Annotated in this window: 21 protein-coding genes and 1 pseudogene; 8 read left to right on the top strand and 14 right to left on the bottom strand. The window is 62.9% G+C overall.

The genetic code is table 11. The features are described 5' to 3' along the window. Positions 1-7: 7 nt before the first annotated feature. From KW842_RS19705 to gatC, 6 genes and pseudogenes are all read right to left on the bottom strand, one after another. A complete protein-coding gene (locus KW842_RS19705) occupies positions 8-1,324 on the bottom strand; it encodes a hypothetical protein (protein ID WP_218305818.1) in 1,317 nt (438 codons plus the stop codon). Next, complete coding sequence (locus tag KW842_RS19700) at positions 1,243-2,508, bottom strand: M56 family metallopeptidase (RefSeq protein WP_218305817.1); 1,266 nt, start codon at positions 2,506-2,508, stop codon at positions 1,243-1,245. Before KW842_RS19700 ends, KW842_RS19705 begins: the two co-directional genes overlap by 82 nt. Then, positions 2,505-2,876 (bottom strand): BlaI/MecI/CopY family transcriptional regulator, encoded by a 372-nt coding sequence (locus tag KW842_RS19695; protein ID WP_218305816.1) that lies wholly within the window; start codon positions 2,874-2,876, stop codon positions 2,505-2,507. The genes KW842_RS19700 and KW842_RS19695 overlap by 4 nt, the downstream gene beginning before the upstream one ends. A 157-nt stretch (positions 2,877-3,033) precedes the next feature. Next, a pseudogene (gatB, locus tag KW842_RS19690) lies at positions 3,034-4,500 on the bottom strand (Asp-tRNA(Asn)/Glu-tRNA(Gln) amidotransferase subunit GatB); the annotation flags it as partial. An 18-nt stretch (positions 4,501-4,518) separates the two neighbouring features. Continuing rightward, complete coding sequence (gatA, locus tag KW842_RS19685; protein WP_218305814.1) at positions 4,519-5,991, bottom strand: Asp-tRNA(Asn)/Glu-tRNA(Gln) amidotransferase subunit GatA; 1,473 nt, start codon at positions 5,989-5,991, stop codon at positions 4,519-4,521. Between the two features lie 100 nt (positions 5,992-6,091). Continuing rightward, positions 6,092-6,394 (bottom strand): Asp-tRNA(Asn)/Glu-tRNA(Gln) amidotransferase subunit GatC, encoded by a 303-nt coding sequence (gene gatC / locus KW842_RS19680; protein ID WP_218305813.1) that lies wholly within the window; start codon positions 6,392-6,394, stop codon positions 6,092-6,094. Between the two features lie 255 nt (positions 6,395-6,649). Here gatC and KW842_RS19675 point away from each other — a divergent pair, with 255 nt between their 5' ends. From KW842_RS19675 to KW842_RS19640, 8 genes are all read left to right on the top strand, one after another. Further along, positions 6,650-7,693, top strand: a complete 1,044-nt coding sequence (locus KW842_RS19675; RefSeq protein WP_072789105.1) for a rod shape-determining protein — start codon at positions 6,650-6,652, stop codon at positions 7,691-7,693. 94 nt (positions 7,694-7,787) lie between these two features. Then, entirely contained in the window at positions 7,788-8,894 is a 1,107-nt protein-coding gene (mreC, locus tag KW842_RS19670) for a rod shape-determining protein MreC (RefSeq protein ID WP_218305812.1), read from the top strand. Then, positions 8,891-9,403 (top strand): rod shape-determining protein MreD, encoded by a 513-nt coding sequence (gene mreD / locus KW842_RS19665; protein WP_218305811.1) that lies wholly within the window; start codon positions 8,891-8,893, stop codon positions 9,401-9,403. The genes mreC and mreD overlap by 4 nt, the downstream gene beginning before the upstream one ends. Positions 9,404-9,418: 15 nt before the next feature. After that, positions 9,419-11,476, top strand: coding sequence for a penicillin-binding protein 2 (mrdA, locus tag KW842_RS19660; RefSeq protein WP_218305810.1), 2,058 nt, complete (start codon positions 9,419-9,421; stop codon positions 11,474-11,476). 13 nt (positions 11,477-11,489) lie between these two features. Then, complete coding sequence (rodA, locus tag KW842_RS19655; protein WP_218305809.1) at positions 11,490-12,602, top strand: rod shape-determining protein RodA; 1,113 nt, start codon at positions 11,490-11,492, stop codon at positions 12,600-12,602. Further along, positions 12,602-13,714, top strand: a complete 1,113-nt coding sequence (gene rodA / locus KW842_RS19650) for a rod shape-determining protein RodA (protein WP_218305808.1) — start codon at positions 12,602-12,604, stop codon at positions 13,712-13,714. The genes rodA (KW842_RS19655) and rodA (KW842_RS19650) overlap by 1 nt, the downstream gene beginning before the upstream one ends. After that, positions 13,711-15,630, top strand: a complete 1,920-nt coding sequence (gene mrdA, locus KW842_RS19645; protein ID WP_218305807.1) for a penicillin-binding protein 2 — start codon at positions 13,711-13,713, stop codon at positions 15,628-15,630. Before rodA (KW842_RS19650) ends, mrdA (KW842_RS19645) begins: the two co-directional genes overlap by 4 nt. Next, a complete protein-coding gene (locus KW842_RS19640; RefSeq protein WP_218305806.1) occupies positions 15,614-16,744 on the top strand; it encodes a septal ring lytic transglycosylase RlpA family protein in 1,131 nt (376 codons plus the stop codon). Before mrdA (KW842_RS19645) ends, KW842_RS19640 begins: the two co-directional genes overlap by 17 nt. Here KW842_RS19640 and KW842_RS19635 read toward each other — a convergent pair whose 3' ends face one another. The 8 genes from KW842_RS19635 to KW842_RS19600 form a co-directional block, all read right to left on the bottom strand. Continuing rightward, a complete protein-coding gene (locus KW842_RS19635) occupies positions 16,745-17,422 on the bottom strand; it encodes an SPOR domain-containing protein (protein WP_218305805.1) in 678 nt (225 codons plus the stop codon). Positions 17,423-17,432: 10 nt separating this feature from the next. Next, complete coding sequence (locus tag KW842_RS19630) at positions 17,433-18,176, bottom strand: type III pantothenate kinase (RefSeq protein WP_218305804.1); 744 nt, start codon at positions 18,174-18,176, stop codon at positions 17,433-17,435. Further along, on the bottom strand, positions 18,173-18,982 hold the full coding sequence (locus KW842_RS19625) for a biotin--[acetyl-CoA-carboxylase] ligase (protein WP_218305803.1): 810 nt from the start codon (positions 18,980-18,982) through the stop codon (positions 18,173-18,175). The genes KW842_RS19630 and KW842_RS19625 overlap by 4 nt, the downstream gene beginning before the upstream one ends. A 1-nt stretch (position 18,983) precedes the next feature. Further along, positions 18,984-19,778, bottom strand: coding sequence for an SDR family oxidoreductase (locus KW842_RS19620; RefSeq protein ID WP_218305802.1), 795 nt, complete (start codon positions 19,776-19,778; stop codon positions 18,984-18,986). A gap of 2 nt (positions 19,779-19,780) precedes the next feature. Continuing rightward, on the bottom strand, positions 19,781-20,446 hold the full coding sequence (locus tag KW842_RS19615) for a thiol:disulfide interchange protein DsbA/DsbL (protein ID WP_218305801.1): 666 nt from the start codon (positions 20,444-20,446) through the stop codon (positions 19,781-19,783). Between the two features lie 9 nt (positions 20,447-20,455). Further along, a complete protein-coding gene (locus KW842_RS19610; RefSeq protein ID WP_218305800.1) occupies positions 20,456-21,160 on the bottom strand; it encodes an SPOR domain-containing protein in 705 nt (234 codons plus the stop codon). 21 nt (positions 21,161-21,181) lie between these two features. Next, positions 21,182-22,891, bottom strand: a complete 1,710-nt coding sequence (gene argS, locus KW842_RS19605) for an arginine--tRNA ligase (protein ID WP_218305799.1) — start codon at positions 22,889-22,891, stop codon at positions 21,182-21,184. 116 nt (positions 22,892-23,007) lie between these two features. Beyond that, entirely contained in the window at positions 23,008-23,334 is a 327-nt protein-coding gene (locus KW842_RS19600; protein ID WP_218305798.1) for a hypothetical protein, read from the bottom strand. Between the last annotated feature and the right edge of the window lie 40 nt (positions 23,335-23,374).

Here is a 23,374-nt window from a genome sequence, read left to right as displayed (position 1 = left end):
CGCTTGATTAGCGCTGGATGAGGAAGCGAAATTGTCCCTCTGGCAGCATCAGTTTCGGTACTGGTGCACCTGGCGTCAACTGCACGACATCCGCCGGCACTGCGTCGTCAGGCTGGCCTTGCGGGTAAGCGTAGACAAAATAGGGCGTGATGGCATCGGGCTCGGATATCGGCGGCTCTGTTGCAGTGAAGCCGGCCAATGTACGCAACCAGGCTGGCCGACCGCTGTGCGCATCAACGCCGTATCTCGGGTGTACCACCTGCATATCGATCGCCGAGCGGTACGAGCCGAATACTTCGTAGCCATCATCTGGTGCGCGCAGCACGAATGGTATGCCGGGTCGCTGCCGTAGCGCCGCCGCGTATAGCGGATGCTCTGCTGCCGAATTGGTGTGCTCCATCATCGTGGTCTGGTCGATCGTGAGCGGATCGAGGCCGGTCAGATGACTGAGCTGGGCTGCCATCAAGGCTACGCCGCTGCCGTCACCCACACGCGGCTTCTCCCGCAGGTGGCCATAGCCCACATAGATGAAGACCTTGGCATCCGGATGAAGGGAGAAGATGCGTGCCACCAGATTGCGCGCCTCGCCGCTTTCGCGCCGTTCGATTTGCTCGGACATGGAGCCGCCGCTGTCCTGATCGAACGGCTCGTATTGCACCAGCTGCCATCCATCCGCCTTGGCGTCGCGCAGGAAGTTGCCGAATGCCGGCTCGCGGGAATAGTAGCCATCCGACAGCGCGAGATAGCCTTTGTTGAAGGGCGTCTTCTCGAACGTTTCGCACGCCAGCCAGTCGTAGCCTATGCGGCGTAGTTCCCGCGCCAGCCGCATGGCAAAGGCGCGATGTAGCGGTACATGATGCGCTTCGTTCAGGATCACCACGCGGTGCTTGTCTGCTTCACGGATGATGGCGCTGATAGCGTCTTCCTCCTGGGCCTTGGCGAGCCTCGCGAAGTCGTCTGCACTGGCGCTGCTCGCCGGGCGGGACAGGGTGAGTTCATCAAAGGCGGCCATGGCGCCCCTGTGATCGCCGACAAACGAACGCTGGGTACCCAGCCGCTGCAGCTTTTCAAGCAGCTCCCGCCTGGCCTTGGTGGCATCGGACTGCGCCAACGCCGGCTGACGCAATGTGGTGCGGACGTTCTCCACCGCAAGCTCTGCCTTGCGCAGATCGACTTCCGGGTCTACGCCGGCGCTGGCGCTCTGTATTGTGCCCGCCAGCAGGGCCATAATAATGGTGTGTCTCACTCCAGCACCCAGACGTATTGCATCTTCTGCCAGGTCTCCAGCGGTTTGCCGGCTTTCAGGGCAGGCTTGAATTGGCATTTGGTGATTCCCACGCGCGCCGCTTCGTCCAGGTCGGGGTGACCGCTGGAACGGTCGACTTTTGAGTCCTTGACCTTGCCATCGCTGCCAACCAGGAAATTCAGTTGCACGTTGCCGGTGTGCTGGGCCGCCAAGGCGCCTTCCGGCCACGCGGGCTTGCTGCATTTGCTGAAATCGATCAGTGCGCGGCGGTTGCCGGACGCGTTCTTGTCGGCGGCGGTGGCTTCCGTGTAGATCGATACGCAGGCCAGTGCGACGCCCAGCATGGCGACGGCGGCTTTCCAGTTCAGCGATTGCGGTGCGGGACGTAACAGGTATTGGATGCGCTTCATTAAATCTCCTCCATTGGCCGCCTGGGCCAGTTGATGATGGGAGAAGCGGAGCCGCTCCAGTTCCGACAACGCAAGGGCCAGGCGCCGCGGTTCGCCCAGCTGGCTTGCGGCGACGGCATCTGCAATCAGTTCGCGTTCGACACGGATGCGGTTCGATATCCACCACACTGCGGGGTGGTAGAACAGCAGCGTTTCGATCACGTTCTGCAGCAGGTTAATCAGGTAATCGTGGCGCTGGATGTGCGCCAGTTCGTGCGCCAGCAGCGCTTGCAGCAGCTCGGGCGGCATGCCGGTAGCCAGCGAGGTTGGCACCATCACGACCGGCCGCCACCAGCCGGCGGTAATCGGGCTGGCCAGTGTATCCAGCAGGCGCAGACGCACGGTGCGCGTCATGCCGAAGCGTTGCGCCAGTTGTACTAGCTCGCGTTGCAGGCGCTGTTGCGCGCTGTGGTTGCTGTCGCCGGGTTGGCGCGCCATGCGGTCTATCCATAGTAGTCCGGCCACCATGCGCAGTGCCAGCACGGCCGCGCACACTGACCACAGGCCGACTACGCCGCGCAATGCGTCGCGCAGATTGAACCAGTCGGCATCTGCGGTGAGGGCGCGTCCGGTCCATGGCAAGGCCAGCATGCTGGCGCTGGTGGCCGCAGCGTCGTTGCCAAGCCGCTGCCACAGCTCCAGCGCCGGCCAGGCGAGGCAGGCCAGCAGGCCGCAGCAGGCGACGATGTAGCGGTATTCGGCGCGGCTGTTGCGCAGCAGTGTGAGGATGACGGCGGTGGCGCAACCGAGCAGCAGGCCTTGCCACAGGAAGTGCATCAGCGTCAGGCCGAGGGCGAAGATGAAGGAGCTCATTGCTGGTCGTCCTTCAGCAGCTTTTCGATTTCAGCGCGCTCTTTTTTCGAGATGCCGTTGCGTAGTGCGGCCAGCACCAGCGCCTTGGCTGAACCTGCGAAGGCTTTCTGCATCAGGTCTTTCAGCAGGCTGCTTTGCAGCGTGTGCTTGGCCTGCGCGGGGGCGTAGATATGGGAGCGCTGACTTTCATCGCGCGTCAGGATGCCTTTGGTGTGCATGATCTGCATCAGGCGTAGCACGGTGCCGTAGGCGAGGTCGGGCTTGTCGGCCAACATGGCCTCGTGCACCTGCTTGGCGGTAGCTGCGCCGAGCGGCCACAAAGCCTGTAACAGCTCCAGCTCTCCGGCAGTAGGTTTAGGAATACTCATGCCACCTCCATATCGGTTGATGGGGGTAGAGTAACCTTTCTAGACAAGAATGTATACTTCCGGGTGTCGCCAGTGTGTATTGCGACGTGGCGGATCTGCATCAATAAAAAAATCCCCACGAGGCAGCCCTGGTGGGGATTTTTTGCGGCAAACAGGATTAGCCGGCCAGCTTGGCTTTCAGCAGCTCGGTCAGCTGCGCCGGGTTGGCTTTGCCGCGCGAGGCTTTCATCGCCTGGCCGATCAGCGCGTTGATCGCCGCTTCCTTGCCGGCGCGGTACTGCTCTACCGATTTCTCGTTGTTGGCAATTACCTCGTTGACGATGGCTTCCAGCGCGCCGGTGTCGGAGATCTGTTTCAGGCCTTTCGATTCGATCAGCGCGTCGACCAGATTGTCGTCGTCGGACTTGGCCGCCCACATATCACCGAACAGTTCCTTGGCGGTCTTGTTGTTGATGGTGCCGTCGGCGATACGCTTCAGCATCAGCGCTAGCTGCGCAGGCTTGACCGGCGCGTCGGCGATGTCCACGCCTTCGCGGTTCAGCGTCGACGAGACGTCACCCATCAGCCAGTTGGCGGCGGTCTTGGCGTTTTCCTTGCCGGCCGCGTCTACCACGGCGACGAAGTAGTTGGCCATGGCCTTGGAGGCGGTCAGCACCAGCGAGTCGTACTCCGGCAGCGCGTATTCGCTGACGAAGCGCGCGCGCATGGTGGCTGGCAGTTCCGGCATCGCGCCTTTGACTTGTTCGATCCAGGCGTTGGAGATGACCAGTGGCGGCAGGTCCGGGTCAGGGAAGTAGCGGTAGTCCTGCGCGTCTTCCTTGCTGCGCATTTCGCGGGTTTCCTTGCGGTCCGGATCGTACAGGCGGGTCGCTTGCACGACTTTGCCGCCGTCTTCAATCAGCTCGATCTGGCGGCGCACTTCGACGTGCACGGCTTCTTCGATGAAGCGGAATGAGTTCAGGTTTTTGATCTCGCAGCGGGTGCCGAATTCTGTCTGGCCTTTCGGACGCACCGAGACGTTGATATCGCAGCGGAACGAGCCTTCCTGCATATTGCCATCGCAAACGCCCAGCCACATCACCAGCGAGTGCAGGGCTTTGCAGTAAGCGACTGCTTCGGCGGCGCTGCGGATTTCCGGCTCGGAGACGATTTCCAGCAGCGGCGTGCCGGCGCGATTCAGGTCGATGCCCGACATGCCTGCATAGTCTTCGTGCAGCGATTTGCCGGCGTCTTCTTCAAGGTGGGCGCGGGTCAGGTTGACGGTTTTGGTGACGAACTCGCCGTCCTTCTCGTAGCCGAAGGTGACTGCGCCGCCTTGTACTACAGGATCTTCGAACTGGCTGATCTGATAGCCTTTCGGCAGGTCAGGGTAGAAGTAGTTTTTACGCGCGAAGATCGAGGCCGGGGCGATTTTTGCGCCAACGGCCAGGCCGAAGCGGATCGCGCGATCCACGGCTTGCTTGTTCATGACCGGCAGCACGCCAGGCAGTGCCAGGTCAACCGGGCTGGCCTGGGTGTTGGCTTCGGCGCCGAAGGTGGTCGGCGAGCCGCTGAAGATTTTTGATGCGGTAGTGAGCTGTACGTGGTTCTCAATACCGATGACGACTTCCCATTCCATATGATTCTCGCTGAGTGTTTGTTCTTAGATGCCGGCCGGAGCGCGGGTGTGCCAGTCGGTCGCTTGCTGGTAGGCGTGGGCGACGTTCAGCAGCTTGGCTTCGCCAAAATGTTTGCCGATGATCTGCAGGCCGACCGGGCGGTCTTTCGCGCCGAAGCCGACCGGAATCGACATGCCAGGCAAACCGGCCAGGCTGGTCGACAGCGTGTAGATGTCGGCCAGGTAGGCGGCCACCGGATCGTCCGACTTGTCGCCCAGGTCCCACGCCACCGTCGGCGCCACCGGGCCCATGATCACATCGCATACCGCGTCCGGACCATTCAGCACTTTCTCGAAGTCCTGCGCGATCAGGCGGCGGATCTTCTGCGCCTTCAGGTAGTAGGCGTCGTAGTAGCCGTGGCACAGCACATAGGTGCCGACCATGATGCGGCGCTTGACCTCGGCGCCAAAACCTTCGGCGCGGGTCTTGCGGTACATGTCTTGCAGGTCCTTGTAGCCATCGGCGCGATGGCCGAAGCGTACGCCGTCAAAGCGCGACAGGTTGGACGAGGCTTCCGCCGGCGCGATCATGTAGTAGGCCGGGATCGACAGCGCGGTATTCGGCAGCGAAATATCAACCAGCGTCGCGCCCAGTTCCACGTATTTGGCCAGTGCGGCGCGGACGGCGTCTTCCACGTCTTTCGACAGGCCTTCGCCGAAGTATTCCTTCGGCACGCCGATGCGCAGGCCGCTCAGTGGCTGGCCCAGTTCGCGGGTGAAGTCTTCGTCCACGCCGCCCAGTTCCGGCGTCAGCGAGGTCGAATCGCGTTCGTCAAAGCCGGCCATGGCGTTCAGCAGCAGCGCGCAGTCTTCGGCGGTTTGCGCCATCGGGCCGCCCTGGTCGAGCGACGAGGCAAACGCGATCATGCCGAAGCGCGACACGCGGCCGTAGGTTGGTTTGATGCCGGTGATGCCGCAGAAGGCGGCTGGCTGGCGGATCGAGCCGCCGGTGTCGGTGCCGGTAACGCCCGGCGCCAGGCGCGCGGCGACCGCAGCGGCGGAACCGCCCGATGAGCCGCCAGGCACGGCGCTTTTGTCCCATGGATTTTTGACCGCGCCGAAGGCCGAGTTTTCATTGGCCGAGCCCATTGCGAATTCGTCGCAGTTCAGCTTGCCCAGCGTGACCATGCCAGCTTGCTGGAACTTCTCGACCACGGTGGCGTCGAATGGGCTGACGTAGTTGGCCAGCATTTTCGAGCCGGCGGTCGAGCGCCAGCCCTTGGTGACGAAGATGTCCTTGTGGGCGATCGGCACGCCGGTCAGCGGCGTGGCGGTGCCGGCGGCGATGCGCGCGTCGGCGGCGGCGGCTTGCGCCAGGGTCAGTTCGCGGTCGACGTGCAGGAAGGCGTTCAGGTCGCTCTGTTCGATGCGGTCGAGGAAGTGCTTGGCCAGTTCGGTGGCGCTAATCGCTTTGCTTTGCAGGAGGGCGGACAGCTCTTTAATGGTTTTGGTGTGCATGGCGTTTCAATTCATTGTTACAGCGTCGTCTCCGCGCAGGCGAGGACCCATAGAACGCTGGCTCAGCATGGATTCCCGCCTTCGCGGGAATGACGGCGTGTTACTCAATCACTTTCGGCACCAGGTACAGGCCGTCCTGGGTCTTCGGTGCGACGGCTTGATAGTCGTCGCGGCGATTCGGTTCCGAGGCCACGTCTTCGCGCAGGCGCAGGGCGATATTGTTCATGTGCGCCGCCAGCGGGTGACTCAGCGGGGCGACACCTTCAGTGTCAACCGCCTGCATCTGTTCGGCCAGCGCGAAAATGCCGTTCAGCTGCTCCAGCGCGGTGGCGCTTTGCTGTTCGTTCATCTCAAGTTGGGCCAGTTTGGCAATGCGGGTTACGTCGGATAGGGTCAGGGACATGGCACAGTTAGTTGTGATATTGATAAAAAACTTGAAATTCTGCCTATCCGTCGACATTTGCCGACGAATGCCGCCTAAATCGCGGTCTGAGGCACCACACTTTTGCGTGGATTTTGGGTAAATCCCAGTCAAATTATAAGGTAGAATGGCGGGTTGATGCGTTGTCGGCGCTGAATCATTGCTGCCGCCGCATTTCGGACAGAATTTTTTACTCAACGGATTACGCGCACGCAGGTAGCGCCACAGGACACTTTAATGTTTGGTTTTTTACGTCGTTACATTTCCTCCGACCTGGCCATTGACTTGGGCACGGCCAACACCCTGATCTACGTTCGCGGCCAAGGTATCGTCCTTGATGAACCGTCGGTCGTCGCCATCCGCCAGGAAGGCGGACCAAATGGCAAGAAGACCATCCAGGCAGTTGGTAAAGAAGCAAAGCAGATGCTGGGCAAGGTGCCTGGCAATATCGAGGCGATCCGCCCGATGAAAGACGGCGTGATTGCCGACTTCACCGTCACCGAACAGATGCTGAAGCAGTTCATCCGCATGGTGCACGACTCCAAATTCTTCCGTCCTTCGCCACGCATCATCATTTGCGTGCCATGCGGCTCGACCCAGGTGGAACGCCGTGCGATCCGTGAATCGGCGCTCGGCGCCGGCGCCTCGCAGGTGTACCTGATCGAAGAACCGATGGCGGCAGCGATCGGCGCCGGCCTGCCAGTGTCGGATGCGACCGGCTCGATGGTGGTCGACATCGGCGGCGGCACCACCGAAGTGGGCATCATCTCGCTGGGCGGCATGGTCTACAAAGGTTCGGTGCGCGTGGGCGGCGACAAGTTCGATGAAGCTATCGTCAACTACATCCGCCGTAACTACGGCATGCTGATCGGCGAACAGACTGCGGAAGCGATCAAGAAAGCCATCGGCTCGGCCTTCCCTGGCTCGGAAGTCAAGGAAATGGAAGTCAAGGGCCGCAACCTGTCGGAAGGCATCCCGCGCTCGTTCACCATATCGTCGAACGAGATCCTGGAAGCGCTGACCGACCCGCTGAACAACATCGTCTCGGCGGTGAAGAACGCGCTGGAACAGACCCCGCCGGAGCTGGGCGCCGACATCGCCGAAAAAGGCATGATGCTGACCGGCGGCGGCGCGCTGCTGCGCGACCTGGACCGTCTGCTGATGGAAGAAACCGGCCTGCCGGTGCTGGTGGCCGAAGATCCGCTGACCTGCGTGGTGCGCGGCTCGGGCATGGCGCTGGAGCGCATGGATCAACTGGGCTCGATCTTCTCCTACGAGTGATCTGACAAAACCGGGGCCGCCAAACAGCGGCCCCGGTTGTTTTGGGTGAGTTGACAGTCTCGTTGGCGCGCGAGCGCCGGATTATTTGGAAGTCATGGAATACAGTCCTCCGCCACTTTTCAAGCAGGGCGCTTCGGCCCGGGTCAAGATGATGGTGTTCGCGTGCATCTCGATTGCACTGCTTTTGGTCGACTCACATATGCGCACGCTGGTGACGGTGCGCAAGGTAGCCGGCACCGTACTGTATCCGCTGCAAATGGCGGCCTTGCTGCCGCGCGACGCCATCTACGGCGTCGGTGATTATTTCTCTACCTTGTCGTCGCTGGAAAAGCAGGTGCGCGACCTGAAAACCCAGCAGATCGCCAACTCGCAGGCTTTGCAGCAGGCGCAGCTCCAGGCGGCCGAGAACGCGCAGCTGCGCCGCCTGTTCGACGCGCGCCAGCATCTGCCGGTGAAGTCGATGCTGGCCGAGGTGCTGTACGACGCGCGCGACGTCAACAGCCGCAAGCTCATTCTCGATCGCGGTAGCCGCAACGATGTAGCGCTTGGCCTGCCGGTGATCGACAACCAGGGCGTGGTCGGCCAGGTGACCCGCGTGTTCCCGTTCACCTCCGAGGTGACACTGCTGTCCGACAAGGAGCAGGCGATACCCGTGCAGCTGCTGCGCAATGGCTTGCGCAGCGTGGCCTATGGCCGCGGCAAGTCCGGCAATCTGGAACTGCGCTTCACCGCGCCGAATGCCGATATCCAGGTGGGCGATATCGTGGTCACCTCCGGCCTGGATGGCGTCTACCCGGCCGGCCTGGCGGTGGCGCGGGTGACGCAGGTGGAAAACAGCGCCGGCGGTTCCTTCGGCGGTGTGATCTGCCAGCCGCTGGCCGGTATCGCCAACAATACCCAGCTGCTGATACTGATGTCGACGCCGGAGCTGCCTCCGCGTCCGCCCGAAGAAGAACCGCGCGCGCCGCGCAAGGGCAATAACAAGATGGCGCCGATCAAGGACGCGCCGAAAGAGGAGGCCGCGCCAGCCGGTGCTGCTACCGCTGTCACCGCCGCCGCCGCGCCGGCTGCCGCAACCTCGCAGAACGCCACGCCAGGACTGATACCGCACCAGCCTCCTGCGCCGAAGCCGGCCACGCCAGCCGCTGCGGCAACGCCGGCCCCGGCTGCTGCCACCCAACCCAAGGAGCCGGCACGATGAATCGTCCGCACTACATCCTGCTGCCGGTCAGCCCGCTGTTCATCGCCTTCAGCCTGTTCTGCGCTTTTTTGCTGAACCTCCTGCCCTGGGGGCAATTCATCGGCGTGCCGGATTTCGTCGCGCTGGTGCTGGTGTTCTGGGGCGTGCATCAGCCGCGCAAGGTTGGCATCGGCACCGCCTTCGTGCTGGGCCTGCTGATGGATGTGCATGACGCCACGCTGCTGGGCGAGAACGCGCTGTCGTACACGCTGCTGTCCTACTTTGCCATCATGCTGCACCGCCGGGTGCTGTGGTTCCCGATCATGACCCAGGCGCTGCATGTATTCCCGCTGCTACTGATGGCGCAATCGGTGCAGCTGATCGTGCGCTTCTTCGTGTCGGGCAAATTCCCCGGCTGGTTCTATTTCATCGAGAGCGCGGTGGCCGTGGCGCTGTGGCCAGTGGCAACCTGGCTGCTGCTGGCGCCGCAGCGGCGCGCGGTGGACCGCGACCATACGCGCCCCATCTGACGCAGCGGTTCCGGCATGACTGAAATAAAGGACAATCAGCGCGAACTACAGCAGTTCCGCCTGCGCCTGACGGTGATCGGCGGGCTGGTGTTTTTCTGCTTTGGCTTGCTGCTGATGCGCTTCATCTGGCTGCAGGTGATCAAGTACAACGACTTCGCCGTCAAGGCGGAAGAGAACCGCATCGCCATCGTGCCGATCGTGCCGAACCGCGGCCTGATCTACGACCGCAAAGGCGTGCTGTTGGCGCGTAACTACTCGGCCTATACGCTGGAAGTCACGCCGTCCAAGCTGCACACCACGCTGGACGAAGCGATCGACGAACTCTCCAAGCTGGTGGAGATCGATGTCAAGGATCGCCGCCGCTTCAAGAAGCTGCTGGACGAATCGAAGAGTTTTGAAGGCGTGCCGCTGCGCACCCGCCTCACCGACGAGGAAGTGGCGCGCTTCAGCGCGCAGCGTTTCCGCTTCCCCGGCGTGGAAGTGCAGGCGCGCTTATTCCGCCAGTATCCGCTGGGTGAAACCGCATCGCACGTGATCGGCTATATCGGCCGCATCAACCAGTCCGAAATCAAGGCGATCGAAGCCACCGACGATGCTGCCAACTACAAGGGCACCGACCATATCGGCAAGGAAGGCCTGGAGAAAAGCTACGAGAAGCAGCTGCATGGCCAGACCGGCTACCAGGAAGTGGAAGTGTCGGCTGGCGGTCGCGCCATCCGCACCTTGTCGCGCACGCCCGCCACGCCGGGTAATAACCTGATACTGTCGATCGACATCGAGCTGCAGAAAGTGGTGGAAGAAGCGTTCGGCGAATGGCGCGGCGCGTTTGTCGCGATTGAGCCGGAAACCGGCGACATCCTGGCTTACGTCTCGCGTCCCGGCTATGATCCCAACCTGTTCGTTGACGGCATCGACTCGCAAAGCTGGAATGAGCTGAATACCTCGCTCGACCGGCCGATGATCAACCGCCCGCTGTCCGGCACCTACGCGCCGGGTTCGACCTTCAAGCCGTTCATGGCGCTGGCCGCGCTGGAGCTGGGCAAGCGCAACGCCGCCACCGCCTATCCCGATCCGGGCTTCTTCTACCTGGGCGGCCACAAGTTCCGCGACGATAAGGTCGGCGGCCACGGCAACGTCGACCTGCGCCGCTCCATCATCGTCTCCTGCAATACCTATTACTACCAGCTCGGCAACGACATGGGGATCGACCCGATCACCAAGTTCATGGCGCCGTTCGGCTTTGGCCAGAAGACCGGCATCGACCTGGATAACGAGAAGACCGGTGTGCTGCCGTCCAAGGAGTGGAAGAGCAAGCGCTTCAAGGGCAACGCTGGCCGCTGGGTCGGCGGCGATACCATTTCTGTGTCGAACGGTTCCGGCTATAACTCGTACACGCCGCTGCAGATCGCGCACGCCATGGCCAACCTGGCCAATGACGGCGTGGTGATGAAGCCGCACCTGGTCAAGATCATCGAAGACGGCGGCACACGCGCGCGCCGCCTGACCGTGCCCAAGGAAAGCTACCGCATCCCGCTCAAGCAGGAAAACATCGACATCATCAAGAGCGCAATGGTGGGCGTGAACAGTGAGCCGGGCGGCACCGCCTACCGCGCCTTCGCCAACGCTGGCTATACCTCGGGCGGCAAGACTGGCACCGCGCAGGTGGTCGGCATCAAGGCCAACGAGAAGTACAACAAGGCGGCGCTGGCCGAGCGCCTGCGCGACAACGCGCTGTACGTCGCCTTCGCGCCGGCCGACAAGCCGAAGATCGTGGTCGCGATGGTGGTGGAAAACGCCGGCTGGGGTGCGGAGATCGCGGCGCCCATCGCGCGCAAGGCGCTCGACTTCTACCTGCTGGGCAAGCGCCCGGTCGATAAGGAAACCACCAAGGTACCGAAGGAAGACGCGGCTGAATTCGTGCCGATCGAGGATGCCGAGGCGGCGGAAGCTGCTGCGGCAGCGCGTGAAACCCGCCGCGAACCTGCGCCATCGCCTGCCCCTGCGCCAGTTGCGCCACCGCCGCCAGCCACCGCCGCGCCGCAGCCAGCCGCGCCGGAACGGAAGAAACAATAAGGACTATCAGACCATGCGCATCCATGAAAGACGCTCGCTGTGGCGTCGCATGCGGCCTTACTTCACCGTCTTCGACGGACCGCTGACGGCTATCCTCATCATGCTGCTGACGGTCAGCATGATCACGCTGTACTCGGCCAGCATCGGCATTCCCGGCAAGATGGAAGACCACATGCGCAACATCGTGCTGTTCTTCTTCGTGATGTGGGTGGTGTCGAATATCTCGCCGCAGATGATGATGCGGATTGCCGTGCCGGCCTATGCGGCCGGGGTGTTCCTGCTGGTGTGCGTGGCGCTGTTCGGCATCATCAAGCTGGGGGCGCGGCGCTGGCTGCACGTCGGGATTGATATCCAGCCGTCGGAATTCATGAAGATCGTCACGCCGCTGATGCTGGCGTGGTATTTTCAGAACCGCTCCGGCCACCTCAACTGGCAATCGTTCGGCGTCGCGGCGCTGCTGCTGGCGGTACCGGTCGGCCTGGTGGTACGCCAGCCGGACCTGGGCACGGCGCTGCTGGTGGTGGCGGCCGGCTTCAGCGTGATCTTCCTGGCCGGCCTGGCGTGGAAAGCGCTGGTGGCCTTGCTGCTGGCCGGCGCCGCCGCGCTGCCGGTGATCTGGTCGGTGCTGCACGACTACCAGCGCGAACGCGTGATGACGCTGATCGATCCGACCACCGACCCGCTGGGCAAGGGCTTCCACATCATCCAGTCCACCATCGCCGTTGGCTCGGGCGGCATCACCGGCAAGGGCTGGACGCATGGCACGCAGGCCCACCTTGAATTCATCCCCGAGCGCACCACCGACTTTATCTTCGCCGTCTATTCAGAAGAATTCGGCCTGGTGGGCAATCTGATCCTGATGGTGCTATACCTGCTGCTGATCGGCCGCGGCCTGATGATCGCCGGGAACGCACCGAATCTGTTCACCCGCCTGCTGGCTGGCGCGATGACCATGATTTACTTCGCCTATGCCTTCGTCAACATGGGCATGGTCAGCGGCATCCTGCCGGTAGTGGGCGTGCCCTTGCCGTTTATGAGCTATGGCGGCACCGCGCTGGTGACGCTGGGCCTGGCCGGCGGCATCCTGATGAGTATCCAGCGGCACCGCAAGCTGGTGCAGACCTGATGGGCCTTGCGGATGGCCGTACGTGGTGGCAGCACCTGCGCCCCTACGTGATGGTGTTCGATGCGCCGCTGGCGCTGATCATCGCGGCGCTGCTGTCGGTGGGGCTGGTCACGCTGTATTCGGCCGGCATCGCCATTCCCGGCAAGGTGTGGGACCAGCTGCGCAATATCGCGGCGGCAGTGCTGGTGCTATGGCTGGTGGCGAATATTCCACCGCAGATGATGATGCGGCTGGCGGTGCCGGCATATGCGATCGGCGTTGCGCTGCTGGTGGCGGTGGCGCTGTTCGGCATCATCAAGGGCGGCTCGCGCCGCTGGCTGTATGTGGGCACGCAGATCCAGCCGTCGGAGCTGATGAAGATCGCCATGCCGCTGATGCTGGCCTGGTTCTTCCAGCGCGAGCAAGGCCACGTCAACTGGCGCACGTATATCACCGCCGCTGTGCTGCTGGCGATACCGGCCGCCCTGATCGCGCGCCAGCCTGACCTGGGCACTGCCATGATGGTGACCATGGCCGGCGCCAGCGTGATCTTCCTCGGCGGCCTGTCGTGGAAGGCGCTGGGCGCCTTGTTTGCAGTCGCCGCCGGCGCATTGCCGGTGTTGTGGACCTTCATGCATGACTATCAGCGCGACCGCGTGCTGACGCTGATCGATCCTTATCACGACCCGCTGGGCAAAGGCTTCCACATCATCCAGTCGATGATCGCCATCGGTTCCGGCGGCGTGACCGGCAAGGGCTGGACGCACGGCACCCAGACCCACCTGGAATTCATCCCTGAACGCACCACCGACTTTATTTTTGCCGTGTTCTCGGAGGAGTTCGGGCTGGTCGGCAACCTGGTGCTGATGCTGCTCTACCTGCTGCTGATCTGGCGTGGCCTGAGCATCACGCTGAATGCCCCGACGCTGTTCACGCGCCTGCTGGCCGGCGCCATCACCATGATTTACTTCACCTACGCCTTCGTCAACATGGGCATGGTAAGCGGGATTATTCCGGTGGTCGGCGTACCGCTGCCGTTCATGAGCTACGGCGGCACCGCGCTGATGACGCTGGGCCTGGGCGGCGGTATCTTGATGAGTATCCAGCGGCATGCAAGGGAAGTGCGCGGATGACCGAGTTTAAAGATAATGAAGTGGAGATGCGCGAATTCCGCCTGCGCGTCACGGTGCTCGGCGCGCTGGTGTTCGTATGCTTCTTCCTGCTGCTGGCGCGTTTCGTGTGGCTGCAGGTGATCCAGCACGAAACCTTTGCCGTCAAGGCAGAGGAGAATCGTATCTCGCTGGTGCCCGTCGTGCCGAACCGCGGGCTGATTTTGGACCGCAACGGCGTGGTCCTGGCGAGTAACTATTCGGCCTACACGCTGGAGATTACGCCGTCCAAGCTGGAAGCCTCGCTGGACGACACCATCAATCAGCTTTCAAGGCTGGTGGAGATCGACGTGCGCGACCGCCGCCGTTTCAAGAAGCTGCTGGACGACGCCAAGGGCTTCGAGAGCGTACCGCTGCGCACCCGCCTCAGCGACGAGGAAGTGGCGCGCTTCACCGCCCAGCATTTCCGCTTTCCCGGCGTCGAAGTGCAGGCACGCTTGTTCCGCCAGTATCCACTGGGTGAAACCGCGTCGCATGTCATCGGCTATATCGGCCGCGTGAGCCGCGCCGAGGCGGATGCGCTGGATGATAGCGACGACGCAGCCAACTATCGCGGCACCGACCATATCGGCAAGGAAGGCCTGGAGAAAAGCTATGAGAAGCTGCTGCACGGGCAGACCGGTTACGAGGAAGTGGAAAAAACTTCCGGCGGCCGCGCGGTGCGCACACTGTCGCGCACCCCGCCCAAGCCGGGCAGCAACCTGATACTGTCGATCGACATCGAATTGCAGAAAATCGTCGAAGAAGCGTTCGGCAAGCGCCGTGGCGCTTTTGTCGCCATCGAGCCTGAGACTGGCGACATCCTGGCCTACGTCTCGCGGCCCGGCTACGATCCGAATCTGTTCGTTGACGGCATCGATACGCAAAGCTGGGATGAGCTGAACAACTCGCCGGACCGGCCGATGATCAACCGCCCGCTGTCCGGCACCTACGCGCCGGGATCGACCTTCAAGCCTTTCATGGCGCTGGCCGCGCTGGAGCTGGGCAAGCGCACGCCGTCGCAGGTGACCTATGATCCCGGCTACTTCGTGCTGGGTAATCACCGCTTCAACGACGACGTGGTCGGCGGCCATGGTTCGGTCGATATGCGCAAGTCCATCATCGTGTCCTGCAATACCTACTACTATGCGCTGGGTAATGACATGGGCATCCAGGCCATACACGACTTCATGCAGCCGTTTGGCTTTGGCGAAAAGACCGGCATCGATCTGGAAAATGAAAAGACCGGCGTGCTGCCTTCGCCCGAGTGGAAACGGCGTCGCTTCAAAGGTGCGGCGGGACGCTGGGTCGGTGGTGATACTATCTCGGTTTCAAACGGGTCCGGCCTGAATGCCTACACGCCTTTGCAGATTGCGCACGCTGTTGCCAATCTTGCTAATAACGGCGTGGTCATGAAGCCGCATCTGGTGAAGATGGTCGAGGATAGTACCTCGCGCGCGCGCAAGTTGACGGTGGCGCAGCAAAGCTACCGCATCCCGCTCAAGCAGGAGAATATCGATTTTGTAAAAAACGCCATGGTCGGCGTGACCAGTGAACCGGGCGGCACCGCCTATCGGGTGTTCGGCAACGCCGGCTATACGATAGGCGGCAAGACCGGCACGGCGCAGGTGGTGTCGATCAAAAAAGGCGAGAAGTACAACGCCGCCAAGCTGGCCGAGCGCCTGCGCGACAACGCGCTGTTCACCGCGTTTGCGCCGGTGGACAAGCCGCGCATCGTGCTGGCCATGGTGGTGGAAAATGCCGGCATGGGCGGTGCGGAAGCCGCGCCGATCACACGCAAGGCGCTGGATTATTACCTGCTGGGCAAACGCCCGTCAGAGAAGGATAAGGGCAACGTGGAACTACAGGACAAAGAGGATGCGAATGCGCCGGCAAGATAGGCGTCTGCTGAATCTGTCGGCGATGGCGGCGGCGCTGGTGCTGGTCGGCTGCGGCACCGCGCCGGTGGCGGAGCGCACGCCGCGCCCGGTGCAGATTCCATCGCCGGTGATCAAGCCGCCGACCGTGAAGAAGACCGATCCGTCGCTGCCAGTGCTGCCGCCGGCAAACTCCGGGCGCGGCGGCTATTACCAGGACGATGGTCCGGGCGATTCTCCGCCGTCCAACCTGGCCGATACGCCGGACGCCGATGTGCGCAACGATCCGCTGCTGCCGCGCTCCAACCGTCCCTATGTGGTGTTCGGTAAAACCTATACGCCGATCACCAATGAGGAGCCGTACACGCAGATCGGCATTGGCAGCTGGTATGGCAAGAAATTCCATGGACAGCGTACCTCGTCCGGTGAGCTGTACGATATGTACAAGATGACCGCCGCGCATCCGACGCTGCCGATTCCTTCCTACGCGCGCTTGAGCAATATGGTCAGCGGCGCCACCGTGGTGGTGCGCATCAATGATCGTGGACCGTTCCACGCCAACCGCGCCATCGACGTGTCGTACACGGCGGCGCTGAAACTCGGCTTGCTGGGCAAGGGCAGCCACGAGCTGAAGATCGAACGCATTTTGCCGGAAGAAATCGAGCGTATGCTGGCCACCCGCGAAGGCCTGTCCGGCAGCACCAAGCCGCGCCTGACGGCGCAGCCCAAGGAGCGCCTGCCGTCGTCGGAGCCTGGTAGCTCAGCGCCAACGCCGACGGTCACCGCGAAAATGATCGACACGCCGCTGGTGCTGACACCGGCCGCACCGGCCAGCGGCGCACCGAAGGATATCGAAGCGCTGATGCTGGCCGACCGCGCGCCAGCCGAATACGCGGCACCGAATACCGAAGCCGCTACCGGCGGCTTTTACCTGCAACTAGGCGCCTACTCGCGCGCGGAAAACGCCGAAGCGATGCGCAGCAAGCTGGGTAGCAAATTCAATCTGATGGAAGTGGTGCAGGGCGGTTCGGTGTTCCGGTTGTTCGGCGGACCATTCGCCAGCCGCCAGGAGGCGCAACAGGCGGCGCAGGCGCTGCCGTCGTCGCTGGGCCTGAAGCCCATCGTGGTGCAGCGCTGATTATTTGCAGTTGCGGAGATCGGCGTTGGCATAGCCGGCGCGGATTTTCTCCAGCTTGGCTTTGAGGTCGGTGTCGACGTCGCGGAACTGGAACGCCAGCAGCTTGCTGCCGCTCATGCGCGGCGCCACGCGCGCCGAGCGCACGCCTTGCTTCATCAGCATGGCCAGCTGGTTTTGCGCCGCGTTTTCGGTCTTGAACACGCCCAGCGAAATCCCCCAGCGCAGCGGAGAATTGTCGGACATGATGAAGTAGTTGGTGACGCCGAGACCGCGCAATTCACCGGCTTTCTTGTCTGCGGCTTCCTTGCTGCCTTGCGAGGGAATATAAACGATATAGCTCGATACCTCGGTGCCCGGCAGATTGTGGCGCGACTGGCGGTCGCCCAGTTTCAGCGTCTCCAGCTGTGCCTCGAAGCGGCGTGCGTCGGCCAGCACGAAGCTGCCGATTTCCACGCAGGCCTGCATTTGCGGCGCCGGCTTGGCTTCGGCCACGGCGCTGGCTTCCGCCGCGTGATGGGCTTTCTCGGCGCTGATGATGGCCAGCTTGTTGGCGTTCAGCTGGTTGAGCAGGCGCTCCGGCTCGCGCTCGTTGCCGCTGAAGTGTCCCAGATAGCCGCGTCCATACGCGAACAGCACGGCATTCACGGCAAGCAGGGACCAGAAAATAAACTTCAGCACGAGGCGTTCCTTAGTTGGCGGCGGCATGCAGCCCGATCAGCACAATGTTTTCAACGATACGGTACGGTACTTTCAGCATCGGCGCAATATATGGCGCGGCGCCGCCGGAGATGATGCAGGCAGCGCCGTGGTGCGCGGCGCAGGCATGTTCGATGGCGCCGCTCTGCGCGGCCAGGATGCCGCTCAAGATGGCGTCGTCGGTGTTGTCGGCGAATCCGTCCGGCAGCTTACCGTCTTGCGCGATCTGCGGCAACTGCGCGGTGTTGCGCGCCAGCGAACTGGCCATCAGGCCCAGTCCCGGCAGGATCATCCCGCCCAGGAACACGCCGTCCGCCGTCACCGCGTCGATGGTGGTGGCAGTACCGCAGTTGACCACGATGACCGGCGCGTCTGGCGCCAGCGCATGGCCGGCGATGGCGGCGGCAAAACGGTCGCAGCCCAGCTGCGCCGGATTGCTGTAGCCATTGGTGACGCCGGCCAGCGCCGGCACGGAGGCAAACCAGTCCGGTGTGACGTCGGGCAGGCAGCGTTGCAGCACGTATTCCAGCTGCACGCGCAGCGCATTGCCGGCGACGTTGGCGATCACGATGCGCCGAATTCCGTGCAGCGACGCGGCTTCGCACCAGGCCAGTTCCAGTTGCGGCATGTCGGCGTGGGTGGCGGCGCCGCTGGCGGTCCAAGCGCCCAGTTGCGCGCCCGGCGCGGCCAGCGCCCATTTGACGCGGGTGTTGCCGGCGTCGATCAGTAATATCATGGTTGTGCTCCAGATAAGCGCAGCGACACGTCGCCGGACAGGATTTCCACACGGCCGGCGTCGGTGTCGAGCAGCAGCCGGCCGATGGCGTCGACACCGGCGGCGCGGCCTTGCTGCGTTACCTCGCCCTGGTCCAGCAGCACCACCTCCATGCCTTGCCAGGCATGCAGCGCGTTCCAGCGCTCGGTGAACGGCGCGAAGCCGGTGTCGTCAAATTCCGCCAGCACGGCAGCCAGGCGGCTGAGCAGGGCGGCCATCAATTGATTGCGGTCCATTTGCGCCAGCCATGGTGCGCTGGCCACCTCGCGGCCGATCTGCGTTTCCAGTTCGTCCGGCATCAGCAGGTTGATGCCGCAGCCGATCACGGCCCAGATGGCGTCATTGGTTTTCTGCGTCTCGACCAGGATGCCGGCCAGCTTGGCACCGTCGCGCAGCAGGTCGTTGGGCCATTTGATTTGCACCGGTACGCCGAGCGAGCCGATGGTTTCCGCCAGCGCCACACCCACCGCCATCGGTAGGCCCGACATCTTGTGTAGCGGTCCCTTGAATGGCCAGGCCAGCGAAAACATCAGCGCGGCGCCGGGTTTGGACAGCCAGCTGCGGCCGGCTCGGCCACGGCCCGCAGTCTGGTTGCCGGCGATGCGCAGCAGCGGGCCTGGCAGACTGCCGATGCGCGCCAGCAGGTCGGCGTTGGTGGAACCGGTTTCGGCGACGGTTTCAATCGCCACATGGGTGGCGGAGGTCGCGCAATGCGCGGCGATGGCAGACGCGGACAGGCTAGGCGCCGTGGCTTGGTTTATATTCATCTTAATGCGGTGCGGCCGGGCCGACCGGTTTGCGGGGTTTGTGCGGCGCCTTGCTGAACGCCCAGTCGTAGACGGTGTTTGGCAGCAGCCGCAGCAGCTTGGCGACCACGCCCATCTGCCATGGGATGACGGCGTAGCTGGCGCCGGCGGCGATGACGTGCGCGGCGCGCGCGGCAAATTTGTCGGGCGCCATCAGGAACGGCATCGGGTAAGGATTCACCTGCGTCATCGGCGTATCGATGTAGCCGGGGCAGATGGTCACCACGCGGATGCCGTAGGGTTTCATCTCCAGCCGCAGCGATTCGCAATAGCTGATCACGGCGGCCTTGGAGGCGCTGTAGGCTTCCGCGCCGGGCAGCCCGCGTATGCCGGCCACGCTGCCAATGCCTACCAGCCGTCCCGGCGTGCGCTGCGCGCGCATGGCGGCGATAAACGGCGAGAAGGTGGCGGCGGTGGCCGTCACATTGGTGGCGATGATGTCGGCGAATACAGCGATGTCTTCTGCGTGTTCGGTCAGCGTGCCAACCGAGATGCCGGCATTGGCGATTACCACATCGACGCCGCCGGCATGCGCGAGAAAGGCTTGCGCGGCGTTGCTGATGGCGGCGTGGTCGCGCACGTCCACCGCGTAGGCGCGGTGCTGCTGTGGATTCGGCAGCGTTGCGATGAGGGCGGCCAGCGAGTCGCCACGGCGGGCCAGCAGACCGAGGACGGCGCCCTGCGCGGCATACTGGCGGGCGAGTGCTTCGCCCAAGCCGCTGGAGGCGCCGGTGATGAAGACGCGCAAAGGCGCCATGCTTATTTCTTCTCTGCCTTGGCTTTGGCGACCAGCACGTCCAGCACTTGCGTGACGTTGTCGTTCAGCTGCGCTTCGCTGGTGGCGCCGGCGCCGGCCATCGACGGCGCGGTCTGGTATTTACCATCGACGATCAGCAACGGCCAGAACTCGACGTTGTAGGCATCCATCATGGACAGTGACTTGCGCACTTGTGCGGCGACGCCGAAACCACGGTAGGTGTCGGTGAACTTCTGCTTGTCCACGCCTTGCTTGGCGACGAAATCGAAGACCTGCTCGTCGCGGTTCATGCGGTTGTGGTTGACGTGGATTTCGTTGAAGGATTTGGTGTGCAGTTCAGGTGTCAGCACGCCCATGGCTTGCAGCGTGTAGAACATTTTTGCCTGTGGCAGGTCCGTGCCCTGGCGGCCGATATGCACACGCTTGAAGACGATGTTGTCGCCCTGTTTTTTCACCCAGGCGTTCAGCGTGGCGTCGAAGCCGGCGCAGTGCGGGCAGGCGTAGTCGAAGAATTCGATGATCTCGACCTTCTTGCCAGTGTCTACCGGCTGCGGCTTGGCCAGCGTTTTGTATTCAGCGCCTTCTTTTGGATCGGTGGGCGAGGCGGCGGCGCCAAAGGCCACGGCGCTCAGGGTGACAGCGGTCAGGATGAACTTCAGGAAGCGCATTGTTACTCCTTATTTTTGGTTGCGTACAACGGCCACGTCGATGCCGTTTTCGGACAGCTTGCTGCGGACTTTGTTCATCGCTTCGACCTGGTGGTAAGGGCCGAGGCGCACGCGGTGCAGCACGCCGGTGTCGGTGGAGCGGTCCGAGATATTCGCTTCAAAACCCAGCAAGGCCAGCTTGGCGCGCGCGCTTTCGGCGTCGGCCGTTTCGCGGAAGGCGCCGGCTTGCAGGTAGTAGATGTATTTCTCGTCGGCGGCCGCCGCATCGGCGGCCGGCTTGGCCACAGGCTGCGGCGCGACGTTGGCGGCGTTAGGCGTTGCCGGCGCCGGTTTGGCTGGCGCCGCTGGCGTGTTCTGGATCTTGTCGACCATCGCCTGCAGCTGGTCCGCCGCATGCGCGGCTGGCGCAGGAGGTGGGGCGGCAGGCGCCGGCGCTGCCGGCTCCCTGGCCAGGTCCTTGGCTGCTTCGCGCGCCGCGTCCTTGTTGCCGTACATCGGCTTGTTCGGATCGGCGATCTGTCCCGCAGTCGGTTCCGCTGTTTTACCCGGATGGCCCTTGTCCGTGAACGGCGTCGCGCCCTTGGTAATCATCAGCGCCACGACGACAGCGATACTCAGGCCGATGACCAGGCCAATCACGATGCCGACAAAGGTGTTGCCCTGCTGTTGCGTACGAGGAGTAAAGAAGCTGGAGCGGCTTGAACGGAAATTCATTGTGCGGGATGTCCTTCGCAATTACATTTTGTTGGGAGCCGAAACGCCGATCAGCGCCAGGCCGTTGCGCAGCACCTGGCGGGTGGCGACCATCAGCGCGATGCGGGCGGCCTTCAGCGCTTCGTCGTCGACCAGCACGCGCTCGGCAAAGTAGAAGCTGTGCAGGTTGGCGGCCAGGTCGCGCAGGTAGAACGCGATCTGGTGCGGGCCCAGTTCCGCCTGCGCACGCGCCAGCGCTTCCGGATAGGCGGCCAGCGTGGCCAGCAGCGTTGCTTCGGTCGGCGCGGTCAGCGGCGACAGGTCGACATTCGTCAGCGAGGCTTCGTCGCCGGTCCATTGTTCCAGCATGCGGCAGATGCGCGCGTGCGCGTACTGCACGTAGTAGACCGGATTCTCGTCCGAGGTTTTCAGCGCCACGTCAACGTCGAACACGAATTCGGTGTCGGCTTTGCGCGAGATGAGGAAGAAGCGCACGGCGTCGCGGCCCTTGTCAATGTCGCCGCCGCCCGACCATTCGATCAGGTCGCGCACGGTGACGTAAGAGCCGGCGCGCTTGGAGATCTTGACCTCCTCGCCGCCCTTCATCACGGTGACCATTTTGTGCAGCACGTAGTCAGGGAAGCCTTGCGGGATGCCCAGGTTGACCGCCTGCAGGCCGGCGCGCACGCGGGCGATGGTGCCGTGGTGGTCGGAACCCTGGATGTTGATCGCCTGGTTGTAGCCGCGCTGGAATTTGACGATGTGATAGGCCACGTCCGGCACGAAGTAGGTGTAGGTGCCGTCCTTCTTGCGCATCACACGGTTCTTGTCGTCGCCGTAGTCTTCGGTGCGCAGCCACAACGCGCCTTCTTCCTCGTAGGTCTTGCCGGAGTTGTTCAGCAGCTCGACAGCGGCGTCCACCTTGCCGTCCGCGTACAGCGACGATTCCAGGTAGTAGTTGTCGAACTTGACGCCGAAGGCTTGCAGGTCGATGTCCTGCTCGTTGCGCAGGTAGGTCACGGCGAAGGCGCGGATCGATTCGATGTCCTCCACGTCGCCGGAGGCGGTGGCTGGCGAACCGTCCGAGGCGGACACGGTTTTCTTCTGCTTGAAATCTTCGGCGATGTCGGCGATGTAGTCGCCGTTATAGGCCGACTCCGGCCATTCGGCGTCGCCCGGCTTGTGGCCGCGCAGGCGCGCCTGCACCGAGTTGGCCAGCGTCTGGATCTGCACGCCGGCGTCGTTGTAGTAGAACTCGCGGGTAACGTCGTAGCCTTGCGCGATGAACAGCGACGACAGCGCGTCGCCCAGTGCCGCCTGGCGGCCGTGGCCCACGTGCAGCGGCCCGGTCGGGTTGGCGGATACGAATTCAATGATGACTTTTTTGCCGTTGCCGATATTGCCGATGCCGAAGGCGGCGCCTTGTTGCAGCACGCTCTTGACCACGGACTGTTTGGCGGCGGCGCTGACGCGCAGATTGATGAAGCCTGGGCCGGCGATGTCGGCGCTGTCGATCAGGCCGTTGCGGGCCGGGTCGGCCAGCAGCGCGTCAACCAGTTTGGTGGCCAGTTCGCGCGGGTTCATTTTCAGCTGCTTGGCCAGTTGCATGGCGATGTTGCAGGCGACGTCACCGTGCGAAGGATCGCGCGGGCGCTCCAGTACGACGTTGGCGGTGACTTCAGTGCCGGCCAGGATGGGGGCCAGGGCGGCCTGGAACAGGGCCGAGATATCTTGTTTTTGTTGGGCTAGCATGCGCTTAAAAATTCATCAGATAGTGGAAACGGCGGGCGCAAGGGCGCCGGCCAAACAGCGGTAATTATACTGTGTTGACCGGATGGAGGGGCGGACTGTGAGGCAGGAGAGTGTTGTTAATGAATAAATCTTGCTACGGCGAAGGCGATGGTGCCTACCACGGCTGACAGGGTGACAGCGGTGCCGATAAACCATTTGATCAGGCGCGTCTCCATCTGGAATATTTTGACTTCGAGTTGGGCGATATCCTCTTTCGTGGCGTAGTTGGACTTGATGACAGCCAAATCTGTTTCAACAGTGGTCAGCCGCATTTCAACGCCAGTTAGCCGTGTTTCAACGCCGGTCAGTCGTGTTTCGACGACGGTCAGCCGCATTTCAACGCCGGTCAGCCGCGTTGCGACCTGATCGTTGCCGGATTCATCGAATTTTGCTTGGGGAGCCATGCGGCTATCATACGCCCGGCGGTGGCGGCACGTTTGATCT

The sequence above is a fragment of the Duganella sp. sic0402 genome (genome assembly GCF_019219065.1).
In the GTDB taxonomy this organism is placed as follows: domain Bacteria; phylum Pseudomonadota; class Gammaproteobacteria; order Burkholderiales; family Burkholderiaceae_D; genus Rugamonas.
Note: the sequence above shows the minus strand (reverse complement) of the source record. Positions and strands in the feature narration are given on the sequence as shown.

Bases quoted from the DNA above. Each gene is read 5' to 3' on its own strand.
- gatC (WP_218305813.1), bottom strand. From the start codon at position 6,394: ATGTCCCTGACCCTATCCGACGTAACCCGCATTGCCAAACTGGCCCAA.
- KW842_RS19600 (WP_218305798.1), bottom strand. From the start codon at position 23,334: ATGGCTCCCCAAGCAAAATTCGATGAATCCGGCAACGATCAGGTCGCA.
- KW842_RS19705 (WP_218305818.1), bottom strand. From the start codon at position 1,324: ATGCCAATTCAAGCCTGCCCTGAAAGCCGGCAAACCGCTGGAGACCTG.
- KW842_RS19620 (WP_218305802.1), bottom strand. From the start codon at position 19,778: ATGGCGCCTTTGCGCGTCTTCATCACCGGCGCCTCCAGCGGCTTGGGC.
- KW842_RS19675 (WP_072789105.1), top strand. From the start codon at position 6,650: ATGTTTGGTTTTTTACGTCGTTACATTTCCTCCGACCTGGCCATTGAC.
- mrdA (WP_218305810.1), top strand. From the start codon at position 9,419: ATGACTGAAATAAAGGACAATCAGCGCGAACTACAGCAGTTCCGCCTG.
- KW842_RS19615 (WP_218305801.1), bottom strand. From the start codon at position 20,446: ATGCGCTTCCTGAAGTTCATCCTGACCGCTGTCACCCTGAGCGCCGTG.
- argS (WP_218305799.1), bottom strand. From the start codon at position 22,891: ATGCTAGCCCAACAAAAACAAGATATCTCGGCCCTGTTCCAGGCCGCC.
- KW842_RS19700 (WP_218305817.1), bottom strand. From the start codon at position 2,508: ATGAGCTCCTTCATCTTCGCCCTCGGCCTGACGCTGATGCACTTCCTG.
- KW842_RS19695 (WP_218305816.1), bottom strand. From the start codon at position 2,876: ATGAGTATTCCTAAACCTACTGCCGGAGAGCTGGAGCTGTTACAGGCT.
- mreC (WP_218305812.1), top strand. From the start codon at position 7,788: ATGGAATACAGTCCTCCGCCACTTTTCAAGCAGGGCGCTTCGGCCCGG.
- rodA (WP_218305808.1), top strand. From the start codon at position 12,602: ATGGGCCTTGCGGATGGCCGTACGTGGTGGCAGCACCTGCGCCCCTAC.
- mreD (WP_218305811.1), top strand. From the start codon at position 8,891: ATGAATCGTCCGCACTACATCCTGCTGCCGGTCAGCCCGCTGTTCATC.
- KW842_RS19630 (WP_218305804.1), bottom strand. From the start codon at position 18,176: ATGATATTACTGATCGACGCCGGCAACACCCGCGTCAAATGGGCGCTG.
- gatA (WP_218305814.1), bottom strand. From the start codon at position 5,991: ATGCACACCAAAACCATTAAAGAGCTGTCCGCCCTCCTGCAAAGCAAA.
- KW842_RS19610 (WP_218305800.1), bottom strand. From the start codon at position 21,160: ATGAATTTCCGTTCAAGCCGCTCCAGCTTCTTTACTCCTCGTACGCAA.
- KW842_RS19625 (WP_218305803.1), bottom strand. From the start codon at position 18,982: ATGAATATAAACCAAGCCACGGCGCCTAGCCTGTCCGCGTCTGCCATC.
- rodA (WP_218305809.1), top strand. From the start codon at position 11,490: ATGCGCATCCATGAAAGACGCTCGCTGTGGCGTCGCATGCGGCCTTAC.
- KW842_RS19640 (WP_218305806.1), top strand. From the start codon at position 15,614: ATGCGCCGGCAAGATAGGCGTCTGCTGAATCTGTCGGCGATGGCGGCG.
- mrdA (WP_218305807.1), top strand. From the start codon at position 13,711: ATGACCGAGTTTAAAGATAATGAAGTGGAGATGCGCGAATTCCGCCTG.